This is a genomic window from Williamsia sp. CHRR-6 (assembly GCF_018474015.1).
In the GTDB taxonomy this organism is placed as follows: domain Bacteria; phylum Actinomycetota; class Actinomycetes; order Mycobacteriales; family Mycobacteriaceae; genus Williamsia_A.
This window is the reverse complement of the sequence record NZ_JAHCSG010000003.1, coordinates 313130-335062: the sequence shown is the minus strand read 5'-3', so window position 1 is coordinate 335062 and position 21933 is coordinate 313130. Positions and strand designations below refer to the sequence as shown.

Here is a 21933-nt window from a genome sequence, read left to right as displayed (position 1 = left end):
TCAGCCGCCGCTGCCGGGGATCACGATCGGACCCACCCCGGGCACCTGGATGGTGACCGGAGGCAGCCGTGGACCGCGCGGCTTGGCTTTGCCGTCGCTGAGGTACAGCGTGATGGTGCTCCCCGGGATGGCCGAGGTCGACGGGGCCGTCCCGGTGACCGTCCCGGCGGCTGCGCTGCTGGTGGTGTACTGCGGGTCCACCTTGAAGCCTGCGTCCTGGAGACGTTGGGTGGCCTCGGACTCGCTCAGTCCGATAACGCTGGGGACCCGACCGGCGTCGCTGCCGTTCTGGAAGCGATCGTCGATCGGCGGAAGCGCGGTGGGTCCGAACTTGTCGACCACCGGCAGGATGGCGCTGTACCAGGTGCGTGCCGGCTCGTACCCGCCGTAGAGGTCGCCGCCGTTGCACTGGCGCAACGGAGACGAGCAGATGTCGCCGGGGCTGGTCGAGTCGCCGTAGATGTAGGTGGCTCCGGCGTAGTTGTTGGTGAAGCCGAGGAACGCCGAGGACCGGTGGGCCTCAGTGGTTCCCGTCTTGGCCGCCACCGGCAGCGACCATCCGGTGGAGCGGGCGGCGCCCGCGGAGGTGCCCCCGCCACGGTCGTCGGCGGACATGGCGTTGGCCAGCGTGTCGGCCAGACCGGGCTCCACAACCTGCTCACACTTGGGTGGGGTGAAGGGCACCGGGGCCATCTCGGGCTTGCCATCGGCGCCGATGACGTTGTTGCCGTTGCGATCCCGCTTCTTGGCGGTGATCGACGCGATCGGGTTGGGTGGGCACCACATGCCGTGCGAGGCCAGGGTGGCCGCCACGTTGGACAACTCCAACGGGTTGACTGCGTTGGGCCCCAACGTGAATGACCCGAAGTTGCCCGCCTTGACGTAGTCGGCCAGGCTCTGATCACCCTGTCCCGAGGTGCCGGGCTGGGTGTAGGACCGCATGCCCAGCTTCACGGCCATGTCCACGGTCGCCGACACGCCCACTTCCTGGATCAGCTTGACGAACGCCGTGTTCGGTGACTGCGCAAGGGCATTGGTGATCGACATGGTGCGCGGGTACTTGCCGTCGTTCTTCACGCAGTAGGTGTTGGCCGGGCATCCGTTGACGCCGCCGCTGCTACCGAGGCCTTGAGCCTGGTACGTGGCGGGCACGTCCAAGGTGGCCGACGCTCCGAGGCCCTTCTCCATCGCTGCGGCCACGGTGAAGATCTTGAAGATCGAGCCCGCCCCATCACCGACCATCGAATACGGCTGCGGCTGAACGGTTTGCTGTCGACCCTGATCCAAGCCGTACTCCCGGTTGGACGTCATCGCCAGGATGTCGTGAGAGTTGGTGCCCGGCCGGATCACGTTCATCACGTTGGCGATCCCGGTCAGATCCGGCGGGGCCACCGCCTGCACCGCGGCCTTGGTCGACGCCTGGACCTGAGGGTCGAGCGTGGTGCGGATCGTGTACCCACCACGCAGCACGGCGTCACGGTTGATGCCGTTCTCGGCCAGGAACTGCAGTGCGTAGTCACAGAAGAATCCGTTGTCGCCGGCCGAGATGCACCCCTGCGGCAGCGACTGCGGTTGCGGCAACACACCCAGCGGCTTGGCCTTGTCTGCCTCGAACTCTGCCGCCCGCGTCGGGAAGTTCTCTTTCATGGTGTCCAGCACGATGTCTCGGCGTTCCCGGACCCCGGCCTCGTTGGTGTAGGGGTTCAGCGCCGAGGACGACTGCACCATGCCGGCCAGCATCGCCGACTCGGGCACGGTCAGCTCCTTGGCCGACTTGTTGAAGTACGTCCGGGCCGCAGCCTCGATACCGTAGGCGCCGTTGCCGAACGGGACGATGTTGAGGTAGCGGGTGACGATCTCCTTCTTGGCCTCCTGCTTGGCGGCTGAGCGGCTGATGTTCTTGTCCCGCATGATCTGATCGGTCAGCGTCTGCTCGAGGTTGAGCGCCATGCGCACCTCACGCAGCTTGCGCGCGGGCGTGGTGGCCACGGCGGCCTCGCGGTCGGACTCGGTGCGCGCCAGCACCAGCAGCTGGTAGTTCTTGATGTACTGCTGATCCAGCGTGGACGCACCCTGTTGCACCTCGCCCGATGACGAGTTCTTCAGGAACGCGCGGATTGTGCCCTTCCAGTCCACGCCGTCATGTTCGAGGAAACGCTTGTCCTCGATGGAGATGATCGCGCGGATCATGTCCGGGGAGATGTCGTCGTACCCGACCTGCACGCGCCGCTGGTCATAGAGGTAAGCGATCGGGGCGCCGGTCGAGTCGGTCATGGTGGAGACCTCGGGAACGGTGCCGTCGAGCAACTCGGTCGACGAGTTCTCCACGGTGGTCGCGGCACGATTGGTCACCAGACCCAGGCCACCGGCCACCGGGAACAGCAGTGCGGCCACCAGCACGCCCGCCAGCACGCAGCAGCCCGCCAGGATCGCGATGGACCGGGGGCGCGGGAAGCGTGGGGTTTGTTCTGACACGCCCACAGGATACGGGTCGCCGGGACCGCAACACATGTCCCAGTTTTTCCGTTCTGTCGACTTGACTCCCGATCCCGTGCATACCTAGATTGATGTACCGAATGTGACTCACATAACATTCCAGGGTGAAAGTGGCGGAGAGCGCTCCGCGGCTTGTTGCGATGAACTGAGCAGGACGGGGAATCCCATGGCAAACGCTGCAGTGACCACCGGAGAAACGGATATGCGACTGGCCTGGGTGTCCCAGGCCCGATGCCGGGGTACCGACCCCGACGAGTTGTTCGTCCGCGGAGCCGCTCAGCGCAAGGCCGCCACCATCTGTCGCCACTGCCCGGTTCAGCTCGAATGCGGTGCCGATGCCCTGGACAACCGCGTCGAGTTCGGAGTGTGGGGTGGACTGACCGAACGTCAGCGCCGCGCGTTGCTGCGCCAGCACCCCGAGGTCACCTCGTGGGGCGAGTTCTTCGAGAACCAGCGCCGCCGCCACGCCGACGCCGTCTGAGACGAACGCGACCGGGTCCGAAAGGGCCCGGTCGCGTCAATTCTGCCCACCGACGAGTTGCTCACCCACGGCTTTGAGCGCAGTCATGTCGGCCACCTCGAACGGCAGCGACGGCACACCGACGATCTTCACCGCCGGGTGCGAGGCGGTGAAACGCTTGAGCAGTTGCAGCTGGCGTTGACCGGTGGTGGTGCGTTCGGCGTGAATCTGTAGCGCCGCGGCAGCCAGCTCGTCGGTCACCTTCGGCAGCGCGGTACGGGCGGCATCAGCCGAGATCGACGTCAGGTTGGGGCGAGTGCGGTTGAGCACCAACCCGGCCAACGGCATCTTCTCCTCGGACAACCGGTCGACGAAGAACGCGGCTTCCCGCAGCGCATCGGGTTCGGCCGAGGCCACCACCACGAACTGCGTTCCCGGCCGTTTGAGCATGTCGTAGGTCTTCTCGGCGCGCTCCTGGAAGCCGCCGAACATCGCATCCAAGGACTGCACAAACGTCGACACGTCCCGCAGGGTGTCGCTGCCGACGATGGTCGACACCCCACGCATGGCCAACCCGACCACCCCGGTGACCACTCGACCCACGCCGCGGCCGCCGCCCATCAGCAGCTTCATCAGGCGGCCACCCATGAACGATCCCAGGCGAGACGGGGCATCGAGGAAGTCCAGCGCGTTCCGCGACGGCGGGGTGTCGACGATGATCAGATCCCAGGTGTCGAGCTCGAGCAGCTGGCCCAGCTTCTCCATCGCCATGTACTCCTGCGTGCCGGAGAACGATGTCGCCACGGTTTGGTAGAACGAGTTGGCCATCACCGCCTCGGCCGCTGCGGGCGTGGACGAGTACTGCATAACCATCTCGTCGAAGGTGCGGCGCATGTCCAGCATCATCGCGTGCAGCGACCCCGAACCCTCGATGGCCACCGGCTGCGGGGTGTTGGTCAGCTCGCTCATCCCCAACGACTGCGCGAGTCGACGCGCCGGGTCGATGGTCAACACCACCACCGTGCGACCCTGCTCGGCGGCGTACACCGCCATCGCCGCCGCCGTGGTCGTCTTGCCCACGCCGCCTGCGCCGCAGCAGATGACGACCTTCGTCTCCGCCGAGGCCAACACTTCGGCCATCTTCAGCACTGCAGCCATCAGGCACCCGCCCGTTCGAGCTGGTCGGCGATCTCATAGATGGCACCGAGGTCGATGCCGGAATCGAAGGCGGGGATCTCCAGACCGGCCACCTCCACCTCGTCGAGTTCGGATTTGGCCACCTGCTGGGCCTGCACGCGGGTGGCGTGCTCGATGACCTCGGTCAACAGTCCCTCCAGGTCGGGTTCGGACAGGGGGAGTCCGGCGGCGGCGATGCCTTCGGCGATGCGGGCCGCGTCCACCACGCCCTCGGCGATCGCGTCGACCGCATCGTCGGGCAGCCGAGTGGGGGCCACCCGGTTGACGATCAGCGCCCCGACCGGAAGCTTCTTCGCGCGCAGCTCGGCGATGGCCTCGATGGTCTCCTGGATGGGCATGGCCTCCAGGAGGGTCACCAGGTGCACCGCCGTCTGCGACGAGTGCAGCAGGTTGGCCACGCCGTCACTCTGGTTGCGGATGGGCCCGGTCTTGGTCAGATCACTCATCGCGGTGGTGACGTCGAGGAAGTTGCCGATGCGGCCCGTCGGTGGGGCATCGACGACCACTGCGTCGTAGACCGGGGTGCCCGAGGAATCGGTGCGCACCACGCATTCCTTGATCTTGCCGGTCACCAACACGTCCCGTAGGCCGGGCGCCACCGTCGTCACGAAGTCGATGGCACCGATGCGGCGCATCGCCCGCCCCGCGAAGCCCAGGTTGTAGAACATGTCGAGGTATTCCAGCAGCGCGTGCTCGATGTCGAGGGCCAGCGCGTTGACCGACCCGCCGCCCTCGGCGGTGGCCACCTTGGTCTCGGTGGGCGGCAGCGGCGGGATGTCGAACAGCTGGGCGATGCCCTGGCGCCCTTCGCATTCGACCAGGAGCACCTTGTTGCCCGACCCGGCCAGCGCCAGGGCCAGGGCTGCGGCCATCGTGGTCTTTCCGGTCCCGCCCTTGCCGGACACGAAATGCAGACGCGCTGACCGAGCCGAGTCGGGCCAGCCGACCGAGCTCGCCTCGGCAGGGGATTCAGGGGTGGACACCCACCAACCATATCCATCGCCGCGTTTGCGACCGGCCGATCGCGTCGAAGCTCACCTCCACCGGCGATAGGGTGAAGCCATGACTGAACTGACCGCGTGGGAGTACGCCACGGTGCCGCTGCTGACCCACGCCACCAAACAGATCCTCGACACCTGGGGTGTCGACGGATGGGAACTGGTCAGTGTGTTGCCCGGCCCTACCGGCGAGCAGCACGTCGCCTATCTCAAGCGGCCGAAGGGCTGATCGGTCGTGTCCTGGTCGCAGCGGTTGGCCGAGCTGGGCATCGAACTGCCGAAGGTGGTGGCCCCGCTCGGGGTGTATCTGCCTGCGGTGCAGTCGGGCAACCTGGTCTTCACCTCCGGGCAGCTACCGATGTCGAACGGTGAGCTGACCGTGCACGGCAAAGTGCACGAGGGTGCCGAGGGCATCGTCAAACCCGAACAGGCGCACGATGCGGCCCGGCTGTGCGCGCTCAACGCACTCGCCGCCGTGCATGCGCTGGTCGACATCGACTCGGTGACCCGCGTGGTCAAACTGGTCGGGTTCGTGGCCTCGGCACCAGGTTTCACCGGTCAGCCCGGGGTCATCAACGGTGCGTCCAACCTGATCGGAGAGATCTTCGGACCCGCCGGGCAGCATGCCCGCTCGGCGGCCGGCGTGGCCGAGCTGCCGATGGGTTCCCCGGTCGAGGTCGAGCTGATCGTCGAGATCGCCTGATCGGCACGCGTTCACAGCCGCGACTGGGGAGTTCACGCGTCGGCGAGGTACTCCAGCTGTGCCTTCACCGACATCCGCGCCGCCGGCCACAGTTTCTTGTCCACGTCGGCATAGACCCGACGGACGATCTTCATCGGTTTCGCTTGGGCCGCGGTGATGTCCAGTTCGTCGAGCACCGCGCGGATCTGGTCGATGCGGTCCTCGCGGTGCTTCTTGTAGTACCGGGCCACCGGTCCCAGGTCGGGGTGATCGGGTCCGTGTCCAGGCAGCACCACCGCGCCGTCAGCCTCCACGATCAGCCGGTTGATCGAGTTCAGGTAGTCGCGCAGGGTCCCGTCCTTGGGATCGAGAACCGTTGTGCCGCTACCTAATATCGTGTCGCCGGTGACCACGGCGCGGTGGGTGATGCCGTCGTCGGCGACGTGTTCGACCAAGAAACTCACCGAATCCAGCGTGTGGCCGGGAGTGTGCAGCACGGTGATGCGCAGACCAGCGGCCTCGATCACCTCACGATCGACCAGGCGTCCCCCGTCTCGGCAATGGGTGCGCTCGCGGGCGCGCACCGGTGCGCCGGAGCGCTTGTGGAACCGTCCGATGGCGTCGGTGTGGTCGCGGTGGCGGTGGGTGATCAACACCAGGGCCACCGGCCCGGCCACCTCCAGCACCGCGTCGAGGTGTTCGCGATGTTTACGCGGCCCGGGATCGACCACCACGCTGTGGTCGGCACCAGGCGCGCGCAGGATCCAGGTGTTGGTGCCTTCGAGTTCCATCACACCCGGGTTGCGGCACAACACCACCGTGGCGAACGGGGTGACCGCGCGCGGTGTCTCGTAGGCGGGATGTAGCGGGACGGCCATGGACACGAGGATACGTCTGGCTCAGCGGACGCGGTCGCGCACCGACTCGATGATCTGCTGGATGTGAAGTCCCCGTTGCACGTTCAGCTCGTGCTCGGTGCCGGTGGCCACGGCGGCGAGGAACTCGTCGATCAACACCGCAAAACACGCCGGTGACTCGGTCACGCGGCCGGTCAGCGACACCACGCCGTCCACCCCGTGGACGGAGAACTCGTTGACCGTCGGCCGGGCCGGGACCTTCAGAGCCATCTGCGCCACCGAGGTGGCACCGGTCTGGTGATCGAGGGTGACCTGCCACAGATCTCCGTCACCGACGTGGCAGGCGTCGACCACCGCGGTGATCGGACCCAGGGCAGCGTCGAGCAGATCGAACACGTGGGGTCCGATGTCGAGGATGGCGCCGTGATCGTGACGCCACTGCGACCCGGCGTACTTCTCGGCCAGCAGCGCCCCGGAGATCCAGCGGGCCATCCCGCCCCCGTACCGCCCGGCTCGGGCTGCAGCCACGAATTGCTTTGTCTCCGGGGCGAATCGACGCGTGAAAGTGACAACGGATCGCACGTCGGCCTCGGCGATGGCCGTTGCGAGTGCGCGGGCGGTGTCCAGGTCCCCGGCGATCGGCTTGTCGAGGATGACGTGTTTGCCGGCCCGGGCCGCCGCGATGGCCACCTGCGCCTGCACCTGCGGCGGCACCGCGAACGACACCGCGTCGCACGCCTCGAACAAGGCTTCCACCGAGTCGAATCGGGGCGTGGGGAGTTCAGCGGCGGCCGCTGGTCGGCGGGTCCACACCCCGGTCAGGGTGACGCCGGGATGCGCGGCGAGAGCCGGGATGTGGGTTTCGCGGGCCCACGGCCCGCCGCCGATCACCCCGATGCGCAGCGGGGGCGAGGATGTCGGCGGGGCGGGATCGGTCGGATCGGTCACCCCGGCCACGCTACTGCCGCGCCGCGACCGCGTGCGGTGGAACCCACCCGCCGAACGCCTTCTCCAGTTCCAGTGCGACGGCAATGGTGACGTGGTCGTTCCCGGGTTGTGAAGCGACCTGCACACCGACCGGAAGGTTGCGCGGGCTGAACCCGATCGGGACCTGCGTGACCGCCATCCCCAGCATGTTGAAGACCGCGGCACCGCCGAACAGCCATGGTCGGGCCAGGGTTCGGTTGTGCAGCGGTGCGGGTTGCGGTGGCGGCGGGTGCAGCATCACGCCACCCTCGCCGATGGCGGCGGCCACCTCCTCGGCGAGCTCGCGTGCGTACCGGTCGATCAGTGATCGCGCCGGGCCGGGCAACAGCTCGGGCAGTCGATCGCCGATCATCGCCAGCTGCAGTTGAACGCTGTTGGCGCGCAACAGCGCCGGGGTTCGATGCCGCGGGCGGTCGCCGAACGAGTCGAACAGGCTCATCACCGAGGTACCCGCGTGGCGGCGCAGCTCCATCAGATAGCTCGCGATCACCGTGCGCATCGCCGGCAGGGGCTGCCACACCACGTCGGCACCGCGGTCGGCGAGTGCTCGTCCGGCGGCGTCACGGGCGTCACGCACCGACCGGTCCATCGGACGTAGATAGCTCGACTTCGTGGGAATGACCACCCGCAGGCCCTCAAGTGCCACCGATTCGACCGTGCCACAACGACGTCCGTCGGGATCGGCGGCCAGCACCTGCAGCAGGGGCATCAGGTCGGAGCCTCGTCGCGCCATCGGCCCGAGCGTCTCGAGGAGGTCGACCTCGTCGCCTCTGGCCAGTGACGGGATCGACTCGTTGGCAGGCACCAGACCAGGAGAAGGCTTGTGCCCGAACACGCCGCAGTAGAACGACGGGATGCGGATGGAACCGCCGGTGTCGCCGCCGAGACCGAACGGGATGCCGCCGGCGCCGATGGCGCAACCCTCACCGCCGGACGAACCGCCCGAGACCCGGTTCTTGTCATAGGGATTGGAGGTTCGGCCGTACACGCGGTTGGTGCTCTCGATGCCCAGACACAGCTCGGCGGTGTTGGTGACACCCACGATGATGGCACCGGCGTCGCGAAGACGTTGCACGGCAAGCGCATCGGAGTCGGCGATGACCCCGATGCGGCTGGACAATCCGGCGGTGTGCGGCATTCCGGCAACCGGGATCGACTCTTTGATGGTGCAGGGCACCCCGAGCAGCGGCCGGTCGGCCGACTTCGGGCCCGCATCGACAGCGTCGGCCTCGGCAAGCGCGACGTCGAACCGGTCACGCGCCATCGCCCCGAAATCCGACCGCGCCCGCAGGATGTCGATGTGGAACTCGACGACGCGACGCGAGCTGACGCGTCCGTCGCCGATGGCCGAACCCAGCTCGAATGCCGATGCGTCACCGATCCACGAGTCATCGGCGGTGCCGGAGACAGACGTGGCCGGTCGGGCATGGGGTTGTGTCACATCACGACCATGGCACAGGTCGAGGTTGCAATGTCGTCTGCACCCGGCCGGACGGACGACCACCGTTTTCGCGGCAGCGAGCCGACCTGCTGACCTGACCAGGTGGGACCGGAAAAATCAGGGTCAGCGGGCGCGACGAGCCAGCCGCTCGGAGTCGGCGATCAGCACGCTCTTGCCCTCCAGGCGCAGCCAGCCACGCTGAGCGAAGTCGGCCAAAGCCTTGTTGACCGTCTCACGGGAGGCGCCGACCAGCTGGGCGATTTCCTCCTGGGTGAGGTCATGGGTGACGCGCAGCGCGCCGCCCTCCTGGGTGCCGAACCGTTGGGCCAGCTGCAGCAGCTGCTTGGCCACGCGACCGGGGACATCGGTGAAGATGAGGTCGGCGAGGGTGTTGTTGGTGCGGCGCAGGCGACGGGCCAACACTCGGAGCAGCTGATCGGCGATCTCGGGCCGATCAGCGATCCACGCCTTGAGGGCGTCGCGGTCCATCGACACCGCGCGCACCTCGGTCACCGTGGTGGCCGACGACGTGCGTGGGCCCGGATCGAAGATGGACAGCTCGCCGAACATGTCCGACGGGCCCATGATGGTCAGCAGGTTCTCGCGGCCATCCGGCGAGCGGCGGCCGAGCTTCACCTTGCCGTTGAGGATGATGTAGAGCCGGTCTCCGGGTTCGCCCTCGTTGAAGATGACGTGACCGCGCGGGAAATCCACAGGCTGGAGCTGCTTGGTCAGTGCGGCAACGGCACTCGGCTCGACTCCTTGAAAGATGCCGGCCCTGGCCAGTACTTCCTCCACGTACGCCCCTTTCCGAGGGTGCTGGCGGGCAACGCTCACCCGCTCCACGAGAACGTGACCGCGGCGCTGTCGATTTCCTCAGCCAGCGTGGATCACACCACACACGATCCTACGGCCAAGATCACCGTGGTCGAGGGTGAACCCGCAAGCGACGCGCGGGTTTTGTCAGCTGGCGCGGCTGGGCCGTTCGTCGGATTCATCGCTGGGGTGGTTCAGGGCGTCGCGGCGGTGGCGGAACTCTTCGAGAGCAGCGGGAAAACCGTCGACCGCCAGCGTGGTCATCTCATCGGGTTCGGCGCGGTCGAGGAACTCCTCGACCTGGTCGCGGTGGACGCTCACCTGATCGACCTCGTTTTCCATGCGCTCCATCACCAGTGCGAAGAGCATCAGCACTGCCGGGAAGAGCAATACTGCAAGTCCGTGCATGATCCTGGAGTCAACACCACCATTGTCTCGGCTTCGTCTCGAACGGCGGCGCCGTGACCAAGTGTTATCGGACCGAAGCTTTTCGGTGTGGTGCTCGACTTCTGCGGCGATGCTTCCCGGCGGTCCTCAGTAGTCTGAGGGGGTGAAAACGGACAAGACCCGCACCGGTCTGGTGCGTCGGGCCCGGCGGATGAACCGCACGCTGGCCACGGCGTTCCCCGAGGTGTACTGCGAGCTCGACTTCACCACCCCCCTCGAGCTGTCGGTGGCGACGATCCTGTCGGCGCAGTGCACCGACGTGCGGGTCAACATGGTCACCCCGGCGCTGTTCGCCCGCTACCCCGACGCGGCGGCCTACGCCGGCGCCGACCGCACCGAACTCGAGGAGCTGATCCGTTCGACCGGCTTCTACCGCAACAAGGCGACCTCGATCATCGGGCTGGGACAGGCGCTGCTGGAACGGTTCGACGGTGAGGTGCCAGGTCGTATCGAGGATCTGGTGACGCTGCCGGGGTTCGGCCGCAAGACAGCGAACGTGGTGCTGGGCAATGCTTTCGGGGTCCCGGGCATCACGGTCGACACCCATTTCGGCCGGCTGGTGCGCCGCTGGAACTGGACCACCGAGACCGACCCGGTGAAGGTCGAACATGCGGTCGGCGAGCTGATCGAACGCACACAGTGGACCGAGCTGTCGCATCGGGTGATCTTCCACGGCCGCCGGGTCTGCCACGCCAAGAAGCCCGCCTGCGGGGTGTGCGTGCTGGCCACCGACTGTCCCTCGTTCGGGGAGGGTCCCACCGACAAGGAGGCCGCGGCGAAGCTGGTGAAGGGTCCGGAGACGCCACACCTGCTGGCCCTGGCCGGGATGTGAGATGTGATCACTCGACTGTCGTCCATCCCGTCGTCGGTGCGCTGGTCGATCGCGGCCCTGGTGGTGGTGATCGCCTTGATCGTGGCCATCTGGCCCCGCGACGAGGGCACTGACAGCGGGCTGTCGGCCGGTCCGCCGTCCGCGGTGGACGGTGCCCCCACCCCGATCGACGCCGGTGCACTGGCCGCGGCACGGACCCGCGCCGCCCTGGCACCGTGCCCGAGCGCGACCGCGGCGCCACCGGCGACTGCAGCGCTGAGAGGGGTCAGTGCCCCGTGCCTGGGGTTCCCCGGGACGGTGGATCTCGGTGCGGCGCTGGCCGGTACCCCCACGCTGATCAATTTCTGGGCGCCGTGGTGTCTGCCGTGTCGACGTGAGCTGCCCACCATCGCCGCCTACGCCGCACGCGCGGGTACCGATGTGCGGGTGTTGGCGGTGCAGGCGCGTGAGGGATCGGAGAACCCGGTCCTTGCGCTGGACATGCTGTCCGACCTCGGGGTGCGGTTGCCGTCGGTGGTGGACACCGAGTCGCGTATCGCGGCTGCTCTGCAGGCTCCCCGGGCCTACCCGGTGAGCATCCTGCTGCGAGCGGATGGCAGTGTCGCCAAGGTGCTGCCCACGGTGTTCTCCGACGAACAAGCGGTGTCGAATGCCGTCTCGACCTACCTCGGCGTTGCGCGGTGACCGCCGACGACCTGGCCACCACCGCGCCGGGGCCGCTGGTGCCGGTCGAGGACATCCCGATCTGGTTGCGGCCGTTGGCGACTGGCGTGCACGGGGTGACCGAGTCGGTCGATGCTCGCCCTCACAACCGCGCTGCGGCCCTGCAGACCGCACTGATGCGTAACGGCCGACCGGCCGCGGTGCTGGTGCTGTTCGCCGGCTCGACCGACGTCGGTGACGCGGCGGGGCCGCCCGCCGACGCCGATCTGTTGTTGACCGCACGTGCCCGCACGCTGCGCAATCATGCCGGTCAGGTCGCGTTCCCCGGCGGCGCCCGCGATCCTGGCGATGTGTTCCCGGTGGGCACCGCGCTGCGGGAGGCGCAGGAGGAGACCGCTCTCGACCCCGCCGAGGTGCGTCCGGTGGCCCAGTTGCCCTCGTTTCCGGTGCCACCGTCGGGGTTCGACGTCATCCCGGTCGTGGCGCACTGGCCGGTGCCCGGGCCGGTGCGTGCGGTCGATCCGGGTGAGACGGCCACCGTCGCGCGCATCCCGGTGGCCGATCTGTTGAACCCGGACAACCGATTTCAGGTGCAGCGGTCGGTCATGGGGGGCCGACTTTATCGAGGCCCGGCGTTCTGGGTGAACGACATGCTGGTGTGGGGTTTCACCGGTGGGTTGCTCGACGCCATCTTCACCACCGCCGGCTGGACGCAACCCTGGGACACCGAGGACATTCGCGACCTCGGGGAGATGTTGGAACGGGCGGGTCAACGATGAGCGGATCCACCTGGCTCGACATCGGGGTGATCTTCGTGGCCCTGGTCGCCGCGTCGTCGGGCTACCGCCAGGGCGCGGTGGCCTCAGGTCTGGCGTTCTTCGGCGTCATCCTCGGCGCACTTGCGGGAATCCTGTTGGCGCCGCACGTGATCGACCACATCGGTGACCGGCGGTGGCGGCTGGTGGTGGGGGTGACGCTGCTGGTGTTGCTGGTGGTCATCGGTGAGGCCGCGGGCATGGTGCTCGGACGTGCGGCGCGCAGCGGCATCCGGTCGGTCGGGGCGCGTCGCACCGACAGCGCCATCGGGTCGCTGCTGCAGGCGGTGGCGGTGCTGGTGGCGGGCTGGCTGCTGGCCATCCCGGTGTCCAGCTCCGCCGAGCCGGCGGTGGCCGAGGCGGTCAGCGGGTCGACGGTGTTCAAGGGTGTCGACTCGGTGGCCCCAGAATGGCTGCGCAAGATCCCCGCCGACTTCGGGTCGCTGCTCGACGACTCCGGGTTGCCGCAGGTCATCGGCCCGTTCGGGCGCACCCCCATCACCAATGTCGACCCGCCCGACATGGCGTTGGCCGACAACCCGGTGGTCGCCTCGGTGCGCCGGAGCGTCGTCAAGATCGAGGGCGTCGCACCGAGTTGCAACCAGGCTCTGGAAGGCAGCGGATTCGTGGTCGCTGCCGAACGGGTGATGACCAACGCCCACGTGGTGGCCGGTACGCGGTCGCTGAAGGTGACCGCGGGCACTCGGGTGTTGCCCGCCCGCGTCATCTACTTCGACAGCGACGTCGATGTCGCCGTGCTGGCCGTTCCCGGGCTCGCGGTGCCGGCGCTGTCGTTCGTGGGTCGCGCCGCCCCCACCGGCACCGACGCCATCGCACTGGGCTACCCCGAGGCCGGTCCGTTCACGGCCAGCCCGCAACGGGTGCGTGAGGTGGTCAACCTGTCGGGTCCCAACATCTACCGTGATGCTCAGGTGCGTCGCGAGGTGTACACCGTGCGAGGTCTCATCCGGCAGGGCAATTCTGGTGGGCCACTCATCAATTCCGCGGGCGAGGTCCTCGGCGTGGTGTTCGGTGCGGCCGAGGACACCAGCAGTGAGACCGGGTTCGTGCTGACTGCCGCACAGGTGGCACCGGCGTTGCGGTCGGCGCAGACCAGCGACGCCGCGGTGGGGACCGACAACTGCATCCGGTCCTGACGCGGTCAGACCTGTTCAGCTGGAGAGCATCGTGTCCAGGTGGCGTTGCAGGTGCTGCTGCACCAGCCCCGGATTCTCCTGGTGCGCATAGTGTCCGGCGTCGTCGATCTGGGCATATCTGAAGTTGGCGGCGTACGGGCGGCTGTCGGTGACCGTCTCGGCGAGCATGTAGCGGTCCAGTGCTCCGCGCAGGGCCAGCGTCGGGATGGTCAACCGCTGGTCCATCAGCTTCATGAACTTGTAGCCGTCGGGTCGCAGCTGCGACCGGAACGCCCAGCGGCGGTACTCCAGGCTGCAGTAGGCCACACCGGGGATCTGTACCGCCGATCGGTTGTGTTCGACGGTGATCGCGTAGTCGTCGGTTCGTCGCCACGGCGGCGCGGTCTGGCGGGCGAACATGTCGGCGATGAACGCGCCGTCGTCGCGGGTGAGGGTCCGCTCGGCTGAGCGTGGCAGCTGGTTGCCCAGGAATCCGCCCATGAACGCCTTGCGTTGGGCGGTGTTGCGCGACACTCCTTTTCGCAGTGCGCGGGGGTGTGGGGAGCCGATCACCGTGATGGAGGCGACCGCCCGGGTGTGCAAGGTGGCGGTAGCCCAACACACCAGACCGCCGTCGGCGTGGCCCACCAGGTGGGCACGGGTGTGTCCCAGTGAGCGGATCAATGCGTTGGTGTCGCCGGCCAGGGTCCAGCCGTCGTACCCGCGTGGCGGCTTGTCGGAGTCGCCGTAGCCGCGTAGGTCCAGCGCCACCGCGCGGTATCCGGCCGCCTCCAGCAGCGGCATCTGATGCCGCCAACTCCACCAGAACTCGCCGAATCCGTGCAGCAGCAACACCAGCGGACGGTCGGCGATGCCGGTACCGCATTCGACGGCGTGAAATCGGATCCCGTTGGCGCGAACGTCGAGATGGGTCCAGTCACCCTCGAAGCGCACCGATGACGGATCGGGGGCGGTCATCGCAGGGTTGGGTGGCGTTCGGTCAGCGGCCGCGGTCGGCTTTGGTCAGCGTGACGTCGAGGGCACCGTCCTTGTCGCCCGGCAGCACCGAGGTCAGTGAGCTGACCGAGGCGATGGTCTTCTTGGGTCCGGTGAGCTTCTTGAAAAAGCGGTAGCCCAGCAGCCCGGCGACGATCACCACGACCAGCAGGATGAGGAAGACGATGCCGAAGGCAGCCCACCGGGGCAGCCACACGTCCAGCAGCTCACCGAGGAAGAAGAAGAAGAAAAAGCTGGCGTACAGGGCCAGGGTGAGCGCGACGACGATCAGCCCGGTACCGATCCCGGCCTTCTTGGCCTCGCCGACCAGCTCGGTCTTGGCCAGCTCCACCTCGGCGCGCAGCAGCGTCGACATCTGGGCGGTCGCATCTTTGACCAGGCCACCGATGGACTGCTCGGCCGGGTTGTGCGGGTCGCTCAGTGGGATCGAGGTGACGTCGCGGCTCACGCCGGCGGGTCCACGGTCGTCCAGGCTCACTGCGGTTCCTCCATCGAAGATCATTCCTCGCTTGTGTCGGCCTTCATGGTGCCACGTGCAGTGGTGGGCGACTGCCCGGGCGGTCGTGAAGTGTTCACGGCGTTGCGCGCGGCGACCTCAGCGTCTCGAGTTCGGTGGTGAGCCGGTCGATCGTGGCCTGCAGGTCGGCGGACTGTTCGGCGTGGGCGACATTGAGCGCTCGGACGTAGTCGGCGTCGTACAGCGGGATCATGCTGCGTGAGCAGTTCCAGTCGACGGCTTCGACGTCGATGACGATGGACCGCTCGGTGCGCGCGGCGATGCGGCCACCGTGGGGCAGGATGCCCAGCCGATCCAGGAGGGCGGGATCGGCGGCGGCGTCGATCACGGTGGCGCGACCGAACATCTTCACCCGGATGCGTCGGGGGTGATCGGCAAGGAACAGTGCCACTCGACCGCCGGTGATCTCGGGGTGGGCGGCGGCGTCGGATTCGATGTTGCCGATCGTGGCGAACTGATCGTTGCCGTGGTGATCGGCGAACCCGAATCGGTTGCCGCCCAGGTGGTGGACGAACCCGGCCGGTCCGGTGCGGTATTGGATGTAGGGCCACCCGGCCGGGCTGACGGTGGCCATGTGGAACGCGAAAGCTGCTGTGAACATCGCGATCTCACGGTCACCGACTGCATCGGGTCCGTCGTCGGGGCGTTCGGTCGCCGCGCCGTAGGCGGCGTAGCTTCCGGTGTCGCGTTGGCGGGCCAGTGCGTGGTCACCGAATATCAAGTGGTGATAGTGGTTGCCGCGCATGCACTCTCACTCCTCCAGAAGTCGTTTGTGAACCCGCCCTCGACGCACCAGCGCGGCCGAGCCGACCAGCGAGGCCGCCAGTGAGGCCACCAGCACCGCGGCCTTGGCCTGTTCGGCTTGGTCCACCGGCAGGGCCAGCTCTGCGATCAGCAGGCTGACGGTGAAGCCGATACCGCCGAGGATGGCCACCGCTGCCAGATCTCGGGTGAAAAAGCCCTCAGGTTTGTCCGCCAACCCCATCTTTAGCAGCGCGTAACTGGTCCCGAAAATGCCGAGTGGTTTGCCCACCACCAACCCGACCATCACACCCAGCGCGATGGGGTCGGAGAAGACGGCGCCCATCACCTCGCTGGTCACCGGCACGCCGGCGGCGAACAGCGCGAACAGTGGTACGCAGACCGCGGCCGAGATGGGCTGGATGCGGTGCTCCAGTCGAGCGCCCGGGCTGTCGTTCTCGCCCGGATCGGCACGTACCCGAGTCAGCAGGCCCAGTGCCACACCGGCGACGGTCGCGTGGATCCCCGCGTTGTAGGTGGCGACCCAGGCCACCACCGCGAGCGGCACGTAGATCAGTGACGAGCGGACCCGTGCTCGCTGCAGCCACCAGTAGAGAAGGAAGGAAGCGCCGGCTGCCAGCAATGCCCACAGGTTGAGGGTGTCGGTGAACACGACGGCGATGATGGCGATGGCGATGAGGTCGTCGACCACCGCCAGCGCCAACAGAAACACTCGCGCGCTGGATGGAATTCGAGACCCGACCAGCGCCAGCACGCCGAGGGCGAACGCGATGTCGGTGGCCGCCGGGATGGCCCACGCCTTCTCGATCCCGGGGGTGCCCCAACCGATTCCCAGACAGATCAGTACCGGTATCACCACCCCGCCGATCGCGGCCGCTGCGGGGAGCAGAGCCTGTTTGCGCTCGGACAACTCGCCCAACACGATCTCGCGCTTGAGTTCCAGGCCGGCAACGAAGAAGAACACCGCCAGCAGCGCCTCTTGCGCCCAGTGCCCGACAGTCAGGTCGAGTTTGAACACATCGACGCCGATGTGACTGTCCCGCAACGAGATGTAGGCATGCGACCACGGCGAGTTGGCCCACACCAGCGCTACTGCGGCGGCGGCGAGCAGCACGATCCCACCGAACGTCTCGGTGCGCAGGTAGCGCGCGAACTCACTCGGGTTGGGTGGGGTCAGTCGAGAGAACGTGATGGCGGCGGCCTCCTGGTCGGTGCCACGCACTTACGGCATGACAAAGGTGTTGCCGACCAGACTTCCCGGCGCACCGCCGATGATCTTAACGCGTTCTCAACGCCTCACGGTTTGTCGAGGACGAGCCCAGCCGCCGCTACTTCTGCTTGCGGATGTTCTCGAAGACCGTGGGATCGACCAGCGTGGAGGTGTCGCCCAGTTCGCGGCCCTCGGCGACGTCTTTGAGTAGGCGCCGCATGATTTTCCCGCTGCGGGTCTTGGGGAGCTCTGGGACGACGTAGATCTCGCGCGGCTTGGCGATCGGCGAGATGTCGACGGCCACCTGATCACGCAGCTCTTTGATCAGTGCGTCGCCGGTGTCGGTGGCGTTGCCGCGCAGGATGACGAATGCGACGATGCCTTGTCCGGTGGTCTCATCGGATGCGCCGATCACCGCGGCCTCGGCCACCGAGGGGTGGTTGACCAGCGCGGATTCCACCTCGGAGGTGGAGATGCGGTGCCCGGACACGTTCATCACGTCATCGATGCGGCCCAGCACCCACAACGCACCGTCGGCGTCGTAGCGTGCGCCGTCGCCGGCGAAGTACCAGCCCTGCTCGGCGAACCGCGACCAGTAGGTGTCCACGTAGCGGTCGTTGTCGCCCCAGATGCCGCGCAGCATCGACGGCCACGGCTTGTCGATCACCAGGAAGCCCTGCTCGCCCGTGGGGACCGGATTGCCCTGGTCGTCAACGATTTTCGCGCTGATCCCGGGCAACGGCCGCATGGCCGAGCCGGGTTTGGTGGCGGTCACCCCGGGGAGCGGGGACACCATCATGCCGCCGGTCTCGGTCTGCCACCACGTGTCGACGATGGGGCAGCGGTCGGCGCCGATCACGTTGCGATACCACCGCCACGCTTCGGGGTTGATCGGTTCGCCCACGCTGCCCAGCAGTCGCAGCGAGCTCAGATCGTGGGCGTCGGGGATCTCCCGGCCCCACTTCATGAAGGTGCGGATCAGCGTAGGCGCGATGTAATACGTTGTGACCTCGTATTTTTCGATGATCTCGAAGTGCCGGTGCTCGTTGGGCGAGTTGGGGGTGCCCTCGTAGACGATCTCGGTGGCCCCGTTCGACAGCGGCCCGTAGACCAGGTAGCTGTGCCCGGTCACCCAGCCGATGTCGGCGCCGCACCAGAACACGTCGGTCTCGGGGCGGTGGTCGAACACGTTGTGGAAGCTGTAGCTGACCTGGGTGAGGTATCCGCCGGAGGTGTGCAGGATGCCTTTGGGCTTGCCGGTGGTGCCCGAGGTGTAGAGCAGAAACAGTGGGTGCTCGGAGTCGAATGCGGTGTAGGCGTGGGTGTCTGCGGCCTTGTCGACCGTGTCGTGCCACCACAGGTCACGCCCGTCCACCCAGTTCAGGTCGGGGTCGTGGCCGGTGCGCTTGACCACCAGCACGTGCTCGACCGATGCGGCCGCGGTGTCACCGGTGCCCAGCGCCTCGTCGACGGCGGCCTTCAGTGGAGCCGGCTGACCCCGCCGGAACTGCCCGTCGGTGGTGACGACCAGCTTGGCCTGCGCATCGTCCACGCGCGAGCGCAAGGCACCTGCGGAGAACCCGGCGAAGACGACGGAGTGCGGCAGGCCCAGTCGCGCGCACGCCAGGATGGTGACGATGGCCTCGGGGACCATCGGCATGTAGACGGCCACCCGATCGCCGGCCTGCAAGCCGAGCTCGGTGAAGAGGTTGGCGGCTTTGCTCACCTCGCCCAGCAGCTGGGAGTAGGTGATGTCGCGGCTGTCGCCGGGCTCGCCGATCCAGTGGATGGCCACCCGGTCGCCGTTGCCTGCCTCGACGTGACGGTCCAGGCAGTTGGCGGCCACGTTCAGCTTGCCGCCGACGAACCATTTCGCGAACGGCGCACCCGACCAGTCGAGGGTGTCGGTGAAGTCGGTGTCCCACTGCAGCCGGTGCGCCTGCTTGGCCCAGAACGCCAGTCGGTCCGCGTCGGCCTCGTCGTAGAGATCGGCCGTGGCAATGGCCGCGGCCGCGAACTCCGCCGGCGGCGGGTAGGCCTGGGCCGGGCTCGGCTGGTCGGTCGCACTGGACATCGCGGGAACACCTTTCGACGAAGCGGCTCTGCTCTCCATGGTGAGGGTAGTCACGTTGGAAGACGGTTGCAGTCAGGTCGCCAGGCCGTGGGCCCGGCACATGTGAGTGTCGCGGGCGCTTCGGCACCAGTCGCAAGGGTGTGCGGCCGGGTTAGGATTTCTTCGACTTCCGGTGAGGTGGAACCACGGGTGGACTGGGGACGTCTGAGCAGGAGAAGACGAAGGAGTGTCGATGGCGTCGGGTGAACCGTTGGCAAGCGTTGCCGGTGGCGGGTCGGAGTCGGTGGATCGCACCCTGGCTGCCCTCATCGCGGGCCCGTCGGTGCAGGCTGGCGAAGGTGTGCGTCGTCTGGTCGTGAATTCTTCGGCTCTGGCCTCTCTGCGTGGTGTGCACTCCTTGCCGAGGGGCGCTGAATTTTCGGCTGAGATTTCACGTCGGGGGGGGGTCGCGCTATCTGCGCTGACCGAGCTGTCGACGGTGTTGGCGGCCACGGATGTGGTCGGGTGGAGTCAGTGGCCCAGCGGTGAGCAGTTCCCGAGCGAGGTTGTCGCTGCGCTTCCCAAATTCTTCCTGCCGTCGCAGACGTTCGAGGGGTTGCGGGAATGTTTCGCCGGGGTCGACGCCGGTGCGGTTCGGGTCTGTGCGGCCGCCTGGGTTGCCGCGTCGGTGGAACTGCTCGACATCGGTACCCGCTGGCGTATCGAGACGGTCGAATCGTGGGATGCTTTGGAGCCCAACGCATCTGCCGCAGTCGACATCGCCGAGGCGGTGCACCGACTCGATGCTGCGATCACAGCGTATGCGGGGGCGCTGCGTGAGGTGGGTGAACTCCTCGAGGCGCTGGCGCGTGGTGTTCGCGCCGCAGCGACGGGGCTCGATGACCTCGCGGTCGAACGCACGACCACCATTGCCCAGCTGCGCCGATCGGTTCCCGAGGCACTTGTCGGCTACATCGATGGCTGCGAACGCCGATCGCGCGAGATCGTCGACAACCTCTACCATTCCGCCCTTCCCGCCGCAGGTGTGCAGTGATGGCCGATGCGAACAGCTGGGTGCTGTCCACGCGGGAGTTTCGGCTGCTGTGGGAGCAGCGTGATGCCGCACCATACCCGGCATTCGCTTATGACGGTCCCGAGCACTTCGACAACGGTGATCTGGCGCGGTTGGCCGACAAGCGACTGTTGGCCCAGTTGGCGGCCGAGTCCACCGCGTTGAAGGAAGCGGCATTCACCGCATTCACCAAGCCGCGGTACAGCTTTGAGATTCTGGGTGCAGAATCGTCAGACACTGAACGTGAGCCGACGCTGTCGAGGATCTACTCGGCATGGGATGGGGTGTCGCAGTCGGCGTTCATCGCTCGCCAGGCTCCGGGATTGGTGGTTTCTGTCGGTGGCGATGTGACGGTGACCCGCGTGGATTTCGAGGCGTGGACGTCGCGGCTGGTGGCATCGCTCCCGTTGTCTGGTTTCGCTGGGCGCCTACCCCAGGACCTAGATGTTGCGATGGACGTCGAGAATTGGCTGAATACGACGGAGTTGTCCGTGTCGCCTCGTGCTCGGCGCGACACCGCGGGCGCGGCGTTTGTTCATCTGCCGCAGGCGTATGCCGCATATGTAACGGTGCAGGTCGGATCCATAGCTGATGGGCGTCGGCCCCATAAACAGGAAATCCAGATCGCCGATGTGGCTGGTGACGGGTGCTACGCACTTGTGGTGGACACCCCGGCCCTCGCGGTCGGCGTGGACGGGAAGAAGCTCGCAACCTTGTTGAACAAGGCGATCAACGCGACCAAGAAACGACACGATGCCGCAGTGGTGTCGGCATGAACAGAGGAGACATGATGGCCCGGTGCGGGCGCGGGTTCAGGGCGGCATATGCCGCTGTGTCGGTGACAGCCGTGCTGGTGGTGGCAGGCTGCTCAGATGGGTCACCCAGCGTTGAGAAACTCCCGACCTCGGCCGGTGTGGTGAAGGACTCCATCGAGGACGTCAACTCCAACAAGGATATGACCGGTGTTGTCACGACTATAGCCGGAGATCGAAATCCATACGTCAGGCTAATTCCTTACGTTTGTAAGTTCCTGCCCGACTCTGTTACCAAGGCCCTCGGAATGGTAAGGAAGCAAAATGCCTTCGGAGGGCAACACAAATTCCTGCAGGCATGCAGTATGCAGAGTGAGGAATTCCAGACCGGCGGGTCGATTGGTCTGACGATTAGTGTCCAGGCATCTACTCTTGCGGAGGTGACCGGCGGCGAGAGAAGAAAGATTCTGAAAAATAATATTGAACTGGGATCGAATGTCTTGGGAACAAGCTATAAACTCGACGGTGACGATGGTGAAAATTTCTCCACCTGCAATGTCGTCTGGGGAACCTTCTACGGAACGGCTGTTTCGACTGTAATTGCTTATCGGCAAGGAGACCTCGACTCGTGCTCGAAAGCTATCGGAGCAGCGCGCGCGGTGTTACCGTACTTGCCCAGAAAGCCCATTCAGATGCGCGCAAATTAAACAGAGGTAGATTTTG

General features: G+C 66.9%; 23 protein-coding genes. 11 read left to right on the top strand and 12 right to left on the bottom strand.

The window, feature by feature from the left end; all coding sequences use genetic code 11:
• Positions 1-2511, bottom strand: a complete 2511-nt coding sequence (locus KIK15_RS10365) for a transglycosylase domain-containing protein (protein ID WP_214244129.1) — start codon at positions 2509-2511, stop codon at positions 1-3.
• A 151-nt stretch (positions 2512-2662) separates the two neighbouring features.
• On the opposite strand from KIK15_RS10365, the gene KIK15_RS10360 reads away from it, so the two are divergent.
• A complete protein-coding gene (locus KIK15_RS10360; RefSeq protein ID WP_214244128.1) occupies positions 2663-2977 on the top strand; it encodes a WhiB family transcriptional regulator in 315 nt (104 codons plus the stop codon).
• Positions 2978-3013: 36 nt separating this feature from the next.
• Here KIK15_RS10360 and KIK15_RS10355 read toward each other — a convergent pair whose 3' ends face one another.
• Both KIK15_RS10355 and KIK15_RS10350 read right to left on the bottom strand, forming a co-directional pair.
• Positions 3014-4114: an ArsA family ATPase gene (locus KIK15_RS10355; RefSeq protein WP_214244127.1), complete on the bottom strand. Its 1101-nt coding sequence runs from the start codon at positions 4112-4114 to the stop codon at positions 3014-3016.
• Positions 4114-5136: an ArsA-related P-loop ATPase gene (locus tag KIK15_RS10350; RefSeq protein WP_307851828.1), complete on the bottom strand. Its 1023-nt coding sequence runs from the start codon at positions 5134-5136 to the stop codon at positions 4114-4116. Before KIK15_RS10350 ends, KIK15_RS10355 begins: the two co-directional genes overlap by 1 nt.
• 79 nt (positions 5137-5215) lie before the next feature.
• Between KIK15_RS10350 and KIK15_RS10345 the strand changes: the two genes are divergently transcribed.
• Together KIK15_RS10345 and KIK15_RS10340 are read left to right on the top strand one after the other, a co-directional pair.
• Positions 5216-5380 carry a hypothetical protein gene (locus KIK15_RS10345; protein WP_214244126.1) on the top strand — a complete coding sequence of 55 codons (165 nt, stop codon included), beginning with the start codon at positions 5216-5218 and terminating at the stop codon, positions 5378-5380.
• A 6-nt stretch (positions 5381-5386) separates the two neighbouring features.
• Complete coding sequence (locus KIK15_RS10340; RefSeq protein ID WP_214244125.1) at positions 5387-5854, top strand: RidA family protein; 468 nt, start codon at positions 5387-5389, stop codon at positions 5852-5854.
• Between the two features lie 32 nt (positions 5855-5886).
• Here the strand turns inward: KIK15_RS10340 and KIK15_RS10335 are convergent, their stop codons facing one another.
• The 4 genes from KIK15_RS10335 to KIK15_RS10320 all read right to left on the bottom strand — a co-directional run bounded on the left by KIK15_RS10335 (position 5887) and on the right by KIK15_RS10320 (position 9916).
• Positions 5887-6711 (bottom strand): MBL fold metallo-hydrolase, encoded by an 825-nt coding sequence (locus KIK15_RS10335; RefSeq protein ID WP_214244124.1) that lies wholly within the window; start codon positions 6709-6711, stop codon positions 5887-5889.
• 21 nt (positions 6712-6732) lie between these two features.
• Entirely contained in the window at positions 6733-7638 is a 906-nt protein-coding gene (locus tag KIK15_RS10330; protein ID WP_307851827.1) for a Gfo/Idh/MocA family oxidoreductase, read from the bottom strand.
• 10 nt (positions 7639-7648) lie between these two features.
• Positions 7649-9118: an amidase gene (locus KIK15_RS10325; RefSeq protein ID WP_214244123.1), complete on the bottom strand. Its 1470-nt coding sequence runs from the start codon at positions 9116-9118 to the stop codon at positions 7649-7651.
• Between the two features lie 123 nt (positions 9119-9241).
• Complete coding sequence (locus tag KIK15_RS10320; protein ID WP_214244122.1) at positions 9242-9916, bottom strand: Crp/Fnr family transcriptional regulator; 675 nt, start codon at positions 9914-9916, stop codon at positions 9242-9244.
• 54 nt (positions 9917-9970) lie between these two features.
• On the opposite strand from KIK15_RS10320, the gene KIK15_RS10315 reads away from it, so the two are divergent.
• The 5 genes from KIK15_RS10315 (at position 9971) to KIK15_RS10295 (ending at position 13848) form a co-directional block, all read left to right on the top strand.
• A complete protein-coding gene (locus tag KIK15_RS10315) occupies positions 9971-10399 on the top strand; it encodes a hypothetical protein (RefSeq protein WP_214244121.1) in 429 nt (142 codons plus the stop codon).
• Positions 10400-10532: 133 nt separating this feature from the next.
• Positions 10533-11213: an endonuclease III gene (gene nth, locus KIK15_RS10310; RefSeq protein WP_214244573.1), complete on the top strand. Its 681-nt coding sequence runs from the start codon at positions 10533-10535 to the stop codon at positions 11211-11213.
• A gap of 3 nt (positions 11214-11216) precedes the next feature.
• Positions 11217-11897 (top strand): TlpA disulfide reductase family protein, encoded by a 681-nt coding sequence (locus KIK15_RS10305; protein WP_307851826.1) that lies wholly within the window; start codon positions 11217-11219, stop codon positions 11895-11897.
• Positions 11894-12655: a CoA pyrophosphatase gene (locus KIK15_RS10300; protein ID WP_307851825.1), complete on the top strand. Its 762-nt coding sequence runs from the start codon at positions 11894-11896 to the stop codon at positions 12653-12655. The genes KIK15_RS10305 and KIK15_RS10300 overlap by 4 nt, the downstream gene beginning before the upstream one ends.
• Positions 12652-13848, top strand: a complete 1197-nt coding sequence (locus KIK15_RS10295) for a MarP family serine protease (RefSeq protein ID WP_214244120.1) — start codon at positions 12652-12654, stop codon at positions 13846-13848. Before KIK15_RS10300 ends, KIK15_RS10295 begins: the two co-directional genes overlap by 4 nt.
• 15 nt (positions 13849-13863) lie before the next feature.
• Here KIK15_RS10295 and KIK15_RS10290 read toward each other — a convergent pair whose 3' ends face one another.
• The 5 genes from KIK15_RS10290 to acs form a co-directional block, all read right to left on the bottom strand.
• On the bottom strand, positions 13864-14805 hold the full coding sequence (locus KIK15_RS10290; protein WP_214244119.1) for an alpha/beta fold hydrolase: 942 nt from the start codon (positions 14803-14805) through the stop codon (positions 13864-13866).
• Between the two features lie 22 nt (positions 14806-14827).
• On the bottom strand, positions 14828-15346 hold the full coding sequence (locus KIK15_RS10285; protein WP_214244118.1) for a phage holin family protein: 519 nt from the start codon (positions 15344-15346) through the stop codon (positions 14828-14830).
• A gap of 70 nt (positions 15347-15416) precedes the next feature.
• Entirely contained in the window at positions 15417-16106 is a 690-nt protein-coding gene (locus KIK15_RS10280) for a pyridoxamine 5'-phosphate oxidase family protein (RefSeq protein WP_214244117.1), read from the bottom strand.
• Positions 16107-16112: 6 nt separating this feature from the next.
• Positions 16113-17300: a Na+/H+ antiporter NhaA gene (gene nhaA, locus KIK15_RS10275; RefSeq protein WP_214244568.1), complete on the bottom strand. Its 1188-nt coding sequence runs from the start codon at positions 17298-17300 to the stop codon at positions 16113-16115.
• 151 nt (positions 17301-17451) lie between these two features.
• Complete coding sequence (gene acs / locus KIK15_RS10270; protein WP_214244116.1) at positions 17452-19407, bottom strand: acetate--CoA ligase; 1956 nt, start codon at positions 19405-19407, stop codon at positions 17452-17454.
• Between the two features lie 478 nt (positions 19408-19885).
• Here acs and KIK15_RS10265 point away from each other — a divergent pair, with 478 nt between their 5' ends.
• Genes KIK15_RS10265 through KIK15_RS10255 form a run of 3 tightly spaced genes read left to right on the top strand, consistent with a single transcriptional unit; the run spans position 19886 to position 21917 of the window.
• The gene (locus KIK15_RS10265) at positions 19886-20440 is read left to right on the top strand and encodes a hypothetical protein (protein WP_214244115.1); all 555 of its coding nucleotides are present in this window, start codon (positions 19886-19888) and stop codon (positions 20438-20440) included.
• Complete coding sequence (locus KIK15_RS10260) at positions 20440-21234, top strand: hypothetical protein (protein ID WP_214244114.1); 795 nt, start codon at positions 20440-20442, stop codon at positions 21232-21234. The genes KIK15_RS10265 and KIK15_RS10260 overlap by 1 nt, the downstream gene beginning before the upstream one ends.
• Positions 21231-21917 carry a hypothetical protein gene (locus tag KIK15_RS10255; protein ID WP_214244113.1) on the top strand — a complete coding sequence of 229 codons (687 nt, stop codon included), beginning with the start codon at positions 21231-21233 and terminating at the stop codon, positions 21915-21917. Before KIK15_RS10260 ends, KIK15_RS10255 begins: the two co-directional genes overlap by 4 nt.
• The last annotated feature ends 16 nt before the right edge of the window (positions 21918-21933 follow it).

Coding starts and splice junctions, on each gene's coding strand:
- KIK15_RS10345 (WP_214244126.1), top strand. CDS start 5,216: ATGACTGAACTGACCGCGTGGGAGTACGCCACGGTGCCGCTGCTGACC.
- KIK15_RS10290 (WP_214244119.1), bottom strand. CDS start 14,805: ATGACCGCCCCCGATCCGTCATCGGTGCGCTTCGAGGGTGACTGGACC.
- KIK15_RS10295 (WP_214244120.1), top strand. CDS start 12,652: ATGAGCGGATCCACCTGGCTCGACATCGGGGTGATCTTCGTGGCCCTG.
- KIK15_RS10280 (WP_214244117.1), bottom strand. CDS start 16,106: ATGCGCGGCAACCACTATCACCACTTGATATTCGGTGACCACGCACTG.
- KIK15_RS10260 (WP_214244114.1), top strand. CDS start 20,440: ATGGCCGATGCGAACAGCTGGGTGCTGTCCACGCGGGAGTTTCGGCTG.
- KIK15_RS10355 (WP_214244127.1), bottom strand. CDS start 4,114: ATGGCTGCAGTGCTGAAGATGGCCGAAGTGTTGGCCTCGGCGGAGACG.
- KIK15_RS10335 (WP_214244124.1), bottom strand. CDS start 6,711: ATGGCCGTCCCGCTACATCCCGCCTACGAGACACCGCGCGCGGTCACC.
- KIK15_RS10255 (WP_214244113.1), top strand. CDS start 21,231: ATGAACAGAGGAGACATGATGGCCCGGTGCGGGCGCGGGTTCAGGGCG.
- acs (WP_214244116.1), bottom strand. CDS start 19,407: ATGTCCAGTGCGACCGACCAGCCGAGCCCGGCCCAGGCCTACCCGCCG.
- nth (WP_214244573.1), top strand. CDS start 10,533: ATGAACCGCACGCTGGCCACGGCGTTCCCCGAGGTGTACTGCGAGCTC.
- KIK15_RS10285 (WP_214244118.1), bottom strand. CDS start 15,346: ATGATCTTCGATGGAGGAACCGCAGTGAGCCTGGACGACCGTGGACCC.
- KIK15_RS10360 (WP_214244128.1), top strand. CDS start 2,663: ATGGCAAACGCTGCAGTGACCACCGGAGAAACGGATATGCGACTGGCC.
- KIK15_RS10365 (WP_214244129.1), bottom strand. CDS start 2,511: ATGTGTTGCGGTCCCGGCGACCCGTATCCTGTGGGCGTGTCAGAACAA.